The 7,638-nt window shown below is 60.5% G+C and carries 8 protein-coding genes and 2 pseudogenes; 5 read left to right on the forward strand and 5 right to left on the reverse strand.

Annotated elements, in window-relative coordinates:
• The first annotated feature begins 18 nt into the window (after nucleotides 1–18).
• From ABQJ48_RS35415 to ABQJ48_RS35435, 5 genes and pseudogenes are all read left to right on the forward strand, one after another.
• Nucleotides 19–312 (forward strand): hypothetical protein, encoded by a 294-nt coding sequence (locus ABQJ48_RS35415; RefSeq protein WP_367842559.1) that lies wholly within the window; start codon nucleotides 19–21, stop codon nucleotides 310–312.
• A gap of 219 nt (nucleotides 313–531) precedes the next feature.
• Complete coding sequence (locus ABQJ48_RS35420; protein WP_367842560.1) at nucleotides 532–882, forward strand: hypothetical protein; 351 nt, start codon at nucleotides 532–534, stop codon at nucleotides 880–882.
• 579 nt (nucleotides 883–1,461) lie between these two features.
• Nucleotides 1,462–2,118: a hypothetical protein gene (locus ABQJ48_RS35425; protein ID WP_367842561.1), complete on the forward strand. Its 657-nt coding sequence runs from the start codon at nucleotides 1,462–1,464 to the stop codon at nucleotides 2,116–2,118.
• 353 nt (nucleotides 2,119–2,471) lie between these two features.
• Nucleotides 2,472–2,939, forward strand: a pseudogene (locus tag ABQJ48_RS35430) (YaiI/YqxD family protein).
• A 210-nt stretch (nucleotides 2,940–3,149) separates the two neighbouring features.
• Nucleotides 3,150–3,784 (forward strand): annotated as a pseudogene (locus ABQJ48_RS35435) (class I SAM-dependent methyltransferase).
• A 28-nt stretch (nucleotides 3,785–3,812) separates the two neighbouring features.
• On the opposite strand, the gene ABQJ48_RS35440 reads toward ABQJ48_RS35435, so the two are convergent.
• The 5 genes from ABQJ48_RS35440 to ABQJ48_RS35460 form a co-directional block, all read right to left on the reverse strand.
• On the reverse strand, nucleotides 3,813–4,142 hold the full coding sequence (locus ABQJ48_RS35440) for a site-specific integrase (RefSeq protein ID WP_367842562.1): 330 nt from the start codon (nucleotides 4,140–4,142) through the stop codon (nucleotides 3,813–3,815).
• 163 nt (nucleotides 4,143–4,305) lie between these two features.
• Complete coding sequence (locus ABQJ48_RS35445; RefSeq protein WP_367842563.1) at nucleotides 4,306–5,202, reverse strand: ABC transporter permease; 897 nt, start codon at nucleotides 5,200–5,202, stop codon at nucleotides 4,306–4,308.
• Nucleotides 5,091–5,897 carry an ABC transporter permease gene (locus ABQJ48_RS35450; protein ID WP_367842564.1) on the reverse strand — a complete coding sequence of 269 codons (807 nt, stop codon included), beginning with the start codon at nucleotides 5,895–5,897 and terminating at the stop codon, nucleotides 5,091–5,093. Before ABQJ48_RS35450 ends, ABQJ48_RS35445 begins: the two co-directional genes overlap by 112 nt.
• A gap of 47 nt (nucleotides 5,898–5,944) precedes the next feature.
• On the reverse strand, nucleotides 5,945–7,021 hold the full coding sequence (locus tag ABQJ48_RS35455) for an ABC transporter ATP-binding protein (RefSeq protein ID WP_367842565.1): 1,077 nt from the start codon (nucleotides 7,019–7,021) through the stop codon (nucleotides 5,945–5,947).
• A 19-nt stretch (nucleotides 7,022–7,040) separates the two neighbouring features.
• Complete coding sequence (locus ABQJ48_RS35460) at nucleotides 7,041–7,484, reverse strand: hypothetical protein (RefSeq protein WP_367842566.1); 444 nt, start codon at nucleotides 7,482–7,484, stop codon at nucleotides 7,041–7,043.
• Nucleotides 7,485–7,638 lie beyond the last annotated feature (154 nt).

Consider the following 7,638-nt stretch of genomic DNA (forward strand, 5'->3'; position numbering starts at 1 on the left):
GACCTACAGGAGACCGTCATGAAAATCGAAGACTTCAAATCGCATCTGTCAATGCTGCTGCGAGATCAGCCGATAGGCACGACAGCGGATCTGTCAGACTTCGCCGTAGCCTGGTGGAACGGCCATAATGTGACGTATGCGTTTCTGTGGGATGTTGAAGGCGGTCGGATCGAAGAGGAGTTCGACCTGGACGACTATGGATGGAAGCAGTGGGAGCCAGACTTCGCTGTGTGGGTGGAAGCACCGAAGTTCAGCGCACGGGATGAAGTGCTGAGACGGCTAAAAGATGCGCCGCCGAACGAGGCGGCCTGATTGATTCGTCGCCATAGGCGAGGGGGGAGTTTATGGCGAAGCGCGCACTAAAGACGATCTACGCAGGCATTGGCCTTTCGGCTCTTTGGCTCCTGGGCGTAAGACAGCCGGTCGTTCTCGGCGTGCTGGTTTGGGAGGCTGCCTGTTTGTCGGTGCGACTATATTTGTAGTTTGGATGGTTGAGGATTAATCGACACCAGTGGCGAGAGGGAGATCGGTGTGACGTTAGAAACAAGGATGAGTGGTCCCACAACGCCTCCGACTACGGTTGAGACGTTGCGGCACATGGCCGAATGCTTACCTCTGCTCGACGGCGATGTCGTGATGTGGAGGGATGCGCTTCTGAAGGCAGCGGCCGAGCTCGAGGCCGAAACCGCACGGCTCGACTTCCTGATCAAAAACGAAGCGCGCGTTGGCGAGGGTGTCGATGGCTTCTATCACGTTTGGGGAGGTCCATTGGGCGACCCCGAGAAGCTAGAGCCGTACAACGCGAATTGCGAGACGGCCCGGAATACAATTGACGCGGCGCGCCTGGCCGCGCGAGATGGCAACACAATCCGCCGGCCGTAGACCGCAGATACGGGCGGCAGGCTGTCAGTTCTGAGTCACGCCGGCGTTGCTGCACGCGTATCTCGAAGAGGCATACGCCGTTGTCTCGAGAAACTGGCTAGCGGATCGGGGGATGTCGCCGGGGCTGAATAGGGATGGGCTCATGCGCGAAACGGCTGCGATTCGGAGGCGCGCCAATGTGTACCGGCTAGCTGCGGTGGGCATTGCGTCAACGCGGTCGCCTATGACCCGCATCATGTGACGCTCGTCGCCTGGGGCGGGCTGCTGAAGGGCACCTCGGACAGTACAACGCCACCATTGAGAAAAGTCCGTGTCACCCGAATCTCAACACCCTCAGCGCGTGCGTGCGCGAGCGGTTCTGACAGCTGCCAACACGACTTAGAGATCCAGCACCGCTATCCGCGGGGTAGCGTCCAGGCTTCGCAGACCATGCGCGGGAACGGCCAGAGCCGATAACAAGCGAATAGCGCAGAATGAGGTCGGGAGCTCCTTCAAACGTGAGTGAGACGAAGTAGCGGCCGACTTCGGTCGGCAGGGCTTAGGCGCCAGCAAGACGACCCTTAATGCAGAGGCAGTTCAATGAAGAAAGGAAACACAAAACTTACCCGCCGTGACGCTGAGCGCCTTTTCGAGGGACTGTCCAACGGGAACGTTAGAGTATCGAGTCGGCCCGAAAACCCGTTCGAAAGCGGGGCGTTCGACGACGTCGAGCGCGTCGACGACGAAACCAAACTTTGGAAAGATAACCTCGTCACTCTCCCGATGGCGATCGAGTTACCTGCCGGCTATGAGTCCTTGCCCGACTTGCGCAAGGCGATGGAGCGGGCATGGCGTGTGAAGTGGGTGAGGGAAAGCAAGAACGAGGTCGTCACTGAATTCCCTGAAGGGTGGGCGGCCGTCCGCCCGGCAAACGGACCCATAGAATTGCGAGGTCCGACCGGCGTGGTCCGCGCTTTATACGGGTGGGCCGACGATGCTGAGCTCAGGATTCTGCCGCGGTATCTGGTGGAGTCACAAGAGAACAGTTCGAGCGGTCTCGGCAGTTTAGTTGTCCGTGATCGGGAGACCGGCCAAATTGTTGAGAGGTCGTCAATCTGGTCTGCGCAGACCGGCACCAATCATCCCGATTGGACCAGACTGTCAGCGTGGCTCGACGTACGCTATCCACGGTATCGCGATCCGCTTCGATACTGGGAAGACTGCGAGAAGAACATCGAAAATCGGGTCGACCCTTGACGAAGGCACTCGTCCCCTAAGCAGCAGATTTGGATCCGGTATTGGCCAGCATGCGTCCCGGACGGGATGACTGAAAGGTATAGATTTCCGGCGCCGGAGCCGCCCTAGATTCTTTTTGAGGAATGAATCGGACCTGTGACCTTCCAGCGCGTCAGTGCGGCGGTCACAGATCGGCCATCTTCCGTCGTTCGCCATCGCGTTCACACGGTCATTCGAGTGACTGCTTCGCACTCGAAAGCCACCATTCTGCGAACTGGCCTTGTGACTACCCGCCCTGCCAGGTCCGGGTCCGCCGCAGGGCAAGCGCGGACGGTAAATATGATCGCTCCTTCCACCTAATGGAGATACTCACGATGCAAGTCTTGGTTGGCGAAGACGCCTGCCCGGCTGTCATCAAGGACATGCTGTTTCGGGCAGCGCTTCGCGCCGAAGTGTGCGTGACGCTCGTCGCGAACCCGTATTTGCGCACGCCGCCTTCGCGCTATATCAAGGCACTGTAAGTCCCGGCGGCCTTCGACGCCGCCGATGCTCGCATCGTCGAACTGGTCGCGGCCGGCGACTTGGTGATTACCGCGGACATACCGCTTGCCGCGGCTACGCTCGACAAGGGCGCGTATGCGCTCGACCCGCGTGGAAACTGGTTTAGCCGTGAGAATATAGAGGAACGCCTGACGATGCACGCAGTGATGGAACAACTGCGCAGCACACGCGTCGATACGGGCGGTCCGGCGCCATACAGCCCGCGCGACAGCAAGACGTTCGCGGGACAATTGGATCGGTTTCTCGCGCGCCATCGCGCGCCGCCAGGCGCAGCTGTTTGATGACGCGAGCCGCAGCACCGCAAGAGCGGGTCGGATCGGATAGCGCCCATTGACCAGAGATCAGGTTCAACTGCTGCTCGGTCATACATAGCTTGTGAGACCACCTTGTGATATCCCGGCATGGCATGCTCGGCCGGCGTCTATTCGGCCTCTTCGGTTCACCCGAGTCGAGAATCTCGCTTTTCCCGCTATAATTGGAGAGCCGTCGCCATGACACCCACCGTTGGCGAGCTCAAACGAATCAGCGCCGTTACGGTGCAGCACTACAACGCGCACGTGGAAGATGTCCGGGTAGGCACGAGCGACCACGACATCACACAGAACATCGACGCGCTACTGCGTCATATCGCCGTCGAGCCGCCTTTTGCGATTCTCGATTTTGGCTGTGGGCCGGGGCGAGATCTAAAGGCTTTCACCTCGTCGGGCCATCGCGCGGTCGGCCTCGATGGTGCCGAACGCTTCGTCGCGATGGCGCGCGACGAGACCGGCTGCGAGGTGTGGCAGCAGGATTTTCTGCACCCCGATTTGCCGCTCGCACGCTTTGACGGCGTTTTCGCCAACGCCTCCCTGTTCCATGTCCCGAGTTAGGAATTGGCCGTGTGCAGCGGCAGTTGCACGCGACCCTGAAGCCTGGCGGCGTGCTATTCAGCTCCAATCCGCGCGGTGCGAATCAGGAAGCCTGGAACCACGGCCGCTATGGCGCTTTCCACGATCTCGAAGCATGGCGCCAATACATGGCAGACGCGGGATTCCTCGAACTCGAGCACTATTACCGGCCCGCCGGCAGCATCTGTGCTTCTGCGGCCAGCAGCACGGCCTTGACCTCGTCGTACAGTCCGCTGTGAACCAGCGCGTCACGCTTCTCACTGGGGATCAGTGCGACCCGTTCAAATGGCGACGGGCGCTCCGGCAGGGCACGCGCGAGACGGTAGGCGCGTAGCGCCGGCACGCAGACCGAGGCAGCGGAATCGACGGTCGCTTGTTGCCTTTTCCCAGCACGTGCAGGGTCCATTGATCCCGCGGGTCAACGTCGAGCCGGGGCAACCCGTCCGCTTCAGACCACACCAGTTCCGCCAGACGCACGCCAGCGAAGCGGTACAACGACCAGATCACGCCGCGACGCGCCCATACAAGTGTCGACATGGTGTCCGGCGCGGCGCCGCTGACCACCGCGTCGCACAGCGCCAGCACCCTGGCCGGCATGATCCGGACGGCGTCCAGCTGTCACGGGTGGCCGCACTGCCCGAGATTTCGGCGGCGGGGTTGGCGATCACATAGCCGGTCCGCAGCCAGCAGCGGAACAGGCTCGACACGACGGCGAGGGCCCGCGCACGGGTCGTGGCCTGCTCCCGTCCCCTTCAGCCGTCTAGCGCTGCACGACCCGCTTAACGCCCACGAACTTCGCGGCGACTGTGAGCAGCACGATGATCATCAAGACCTGAATGGTCGATGCCGCCGCTACGACCAGCTGACTGCCCTGAAACTGAAGATAGCTGAACGTTTCGATAGGCAGCGTCGTCACCCCCGGTCCCGTCAAGAACAGGGCCGCATTCAGTTCCCCGAACGAGACAATGAACCCGAAAAGCCAGGCCGACAATATCCCGGGCCAGATGATCGGCACGGTGATCAGGAGGAAGGAGCGCATGGGACCAGCGCCGAGGCTTTGCCCTGCCTCTTCGAGCGCGGTATCGAAACTCTGCAGGACGGACAGGACCGAACGAAAAGCGTAAGGCAGGCAAACGACGACGTGCCCGATCAGCAAGCCTGGCAGCGTTCCTATGCCCAATTGCCTGTAGAGCAGGAGCAGCGCAAGTCCCAGAATGACTGTCGGAAAGACGAGCGGAGCCATGAACAGCGTTTGTAGCACGTTCACCCACGCGCCAGTACGTCGCGAAACATATACCGCCCCTAGAAGGCCAAGCACGCCGGATGCCGACGCGGCGACCAACGCAAGCACGAGGCTCAGGATGAACGCGCTGCGCATCTCGGCGATAACGAAAAATTCATGGAACCAGCGCAGCGTGAGTCCCGGAGGCGGGAACACAAGCGATTCGGCAGAGCTGAACGAATACAGAACGATGATCAAAATCGGTCCGAGAATCAGCGCGAGCACAATGGTCGTCGCCAGCCGAAGTATGACGGATTGCTTCTTCATGCCCGTGCTCCGCGCGTCCTGCGTGGCCGCAAAATGATCTGCAGCACCGCGGCAATCAAGAGTGCAAGGAGGAGAAGCACGAATGAAAGCGCGGCGGCGCGTGGCCATCGCGCGGTCGCGGTGCTGTCGAAGACCAGGCTAACGAGCAGCTTGAACCGTGGGCCGCCCAGCAAGGCAATCGTCACGTATGCACTCAACGTCAGAAAGGTCACGAGCATCATTCCCGATGTGATCCCGGGCCGCGACAACGGCAATGTCACATTGAGAAACGCGCGCCACGGACTCGCTCCTAGCGATTCCGCGGCTTCAATGTACCGGTGATCAATAGCTGTGAGCGAGTTTGTGATCGAGACGACCATGAAGGGCAGCATGATCGTCAGCAGGCCGAGCGCCACTGCGCTAAATGAATACAACATCTGCACCGGGCGATGACCCGCCACGAGCTCGCCCATCACCACGTTCACTACGCCGCTGCGGCCCAGCAAACTGACCCAGCCGTAAGCTCGTACGACGTTGCTGACCATCAGCGGAAACATCATCGCCATAAGCATGATTACCCTGCCCCTCGGCGTGAGCCGCGACGCATAGAATGCAACCGGATAACCGAGCAGCAGGCTCGCACCCAATACGGTCAGCGTGACCAGCAGCGTGCGCTGAATGATGAGCTGATAAAACGGATCGCCGGCGATGTCAACGTAATTGTGCAGAGTGGGCAAAGCGTCATAGAGCGCCGCTTGCGAGTTCGTCATGAAGCTGACGTACAAGAGATACGCCAGCGGAACGACGAAGAAGATGGTCAGCAACGCGACCGGCGGCGCCGCTGCGGCCCACATCAGGTTTCGGCGTGCGTTCATGTCAGCACCACCATGCTGCCTTCGTCCCAAGTGAGCCGGACGGTATCGCCGGGTGCGAGCGTCGACGGTGCGACGCTCGCATTGGAAAAATGCGCGGCGAGCGGCGCACCGTTCATTTCCATGTACAAGTGTGTCTGCGCCCCCCGATACACAATGTCGCTAACCGTCGCGCTCACCGCGCCGTCAGAAGTAATCCGGATCTTTTCAGGGCGCAGCGAGACCTGGATTGCGCTTCCGTTGACGGCCACGGTGTCCGGCGGCATTTGCAGCTTTAAAAGCGCACCGCCGACATCGACGACCGCATCGGCGCCGTCGCGTCCGCGAATGGTGGCAGGCAAAATATTGCTGGCGCCCAGAAAGCTGGCCACGAATCGGCTGGTCGGCCGCTCGTAAATGTCGCGCGGCGCGCCAGCCTGCAGCACGCGTCCGTCCTTCATTACGGCAACGGTATCGGACATTGTTAGCGCTTCTTCCTGATCGTGGGTGACGAAAATGGCCGTGGTCCCCAGCCTCCTTTGCAGATGGCGCAGTTCCACCTGCATTTGCTCGCGAAGCAGTTTGTCGAGCGCGGAAAGGGGTTCGTCGAGAAGCAGCACATCCGGCTCGAACACAATGGCGCGCGCGAGCGCGACGCGCTGCTGCTGACCGCCGGAGAGCTGATCCGGGTACCGCGCCCCGAAATTTCCGAGCGCAACCATCTCGAGCGCATTCGCCACTTTGGCCTGCATGCTGCCGCGGTCGGCACGTCTCATCCGCAATCCAAAGCCGACGTTTTCGGCCACGGTCATATGGGGAAAAAGCGCAAAGCTCTGGAACACCATGCCGAAGTTACGCTTGTGCGCGGGCAGGCCGGTTACATCCTGGCCATGGATGAATATCTGTCCGCGCGTGGGCTGCTCGAATCCCGCGACCAGCCTCAGTGTGGTTGTCTTGCCGCAACCGCTTGGGCCGAGCAGCGAGAAGAACGTCCCGCGTTCGATCTTCAGATCGAGCCTGTGTAACGCGACGGTTCCACCAAACTCCTTCTCCACACCGACAACGCGCACGTCGGACTTTTCCTGCGAGTTCTTCATGCTGTCTCCAGCGAGTTCTTCATGTTGTCTCTAGGATCGAATCGAATCGGGTGATGCGCGACCGCGCGGCCAACAATCGAACCGGAAATTCCAGCAGCACCATTGCTTCGGGGCAGGTGCGGGAAGTAGGTTGGGCGATCGCGGCCGCGGCGTCGGACAGAGTGCGCTGCAGTTCCTGGTCGTTGGCGTGTTCCGGAAGCGAGATGCGCAAGTCCTGCCACTCGGCCTCCAGTGCGGCAAGTTCCGTTTCGATCAACGCGGCAATTCCAGGTTCTTCATCGGCGGGAAGCCGTGCGCGCAAATGCGCCAGCCCGTCGTGCCATGCGGCGTCGATTTCACTGATGTCGCTAATGTCGCTGATGGGAGCATCGGGCACTGCGTCGGGCTGTTCTTGTCGCGCTACGGACTCGCAGTCGAAGACGCCGAGCATGATTGCGGCGTTCAGGATCAAGCGGAACGCCATACAGTTCTCTTTTGCATAGAAGCGCAGGGTTGGCGTTGTCAAGTTGGCGGCTGGAAGTCAACTATTCGGCACACGCGTAGTTATCCTTATCAGATAACTGTCTCGATTGCGGCAGAGACAGTCCAATCATGCCATGTTCCGAGGCGTTCTTTTA

This window comes from Paraburkholderia suaedae (genome assembly GCF_040812055.1).
Classification (GTDB): domain Bacteria; phylum Pseudomonadota; class Gammaproteobacteria; order Burkholderiales; family Burkholderiaceae; genus Paraburkholderia.

Coding starts and splice junctions, on each gene's coding strand:
- ABQJ48_RS35415 (WP_367842559.1), top strand. CDS start 19: ATGAAAATCGAAGACTTCAAATCGCATCTGTCAATGCTGCTGCGAGAT.
- ABQJ48_RS35425 (WP_367842561.1), top strand. CDS start 1,462: ATGAAGAAAGGAAACACAAAACTTACCCGCCGTGACGCTGAGCGCCTT.
- ABQJ48_RS35440 (WP_367842562.1), bottom strand. CDS start 4,142: ATGCCGGCCAGGGTGCTGGCGCTGTGCGACGCGGTGGTCAGCGGCGCC.
- ABQJ48_RS35445 (WP_367842563.1), bottom strand. CDS start 5,202: ATGGCCACGCGCCGCCGCGCTTTCATTCGTGCTTCTCCTCCTTGCACT.
- ABQJ48_RS35455 (WP_367842565.1), bottom strand. CDS start 7,021: ATGAAGAACTCGCAGGAAAAGTCCGACGTGCGCGTTGTCGGTGTGGAG.
- ABQJ48_RS35460 (WP_367842566.1), bottom strand. CDS start 7,484: ATGGCGTTCCGCTTGATCCTGAACGCCGCAATCATGCTCGGCGTCTTC.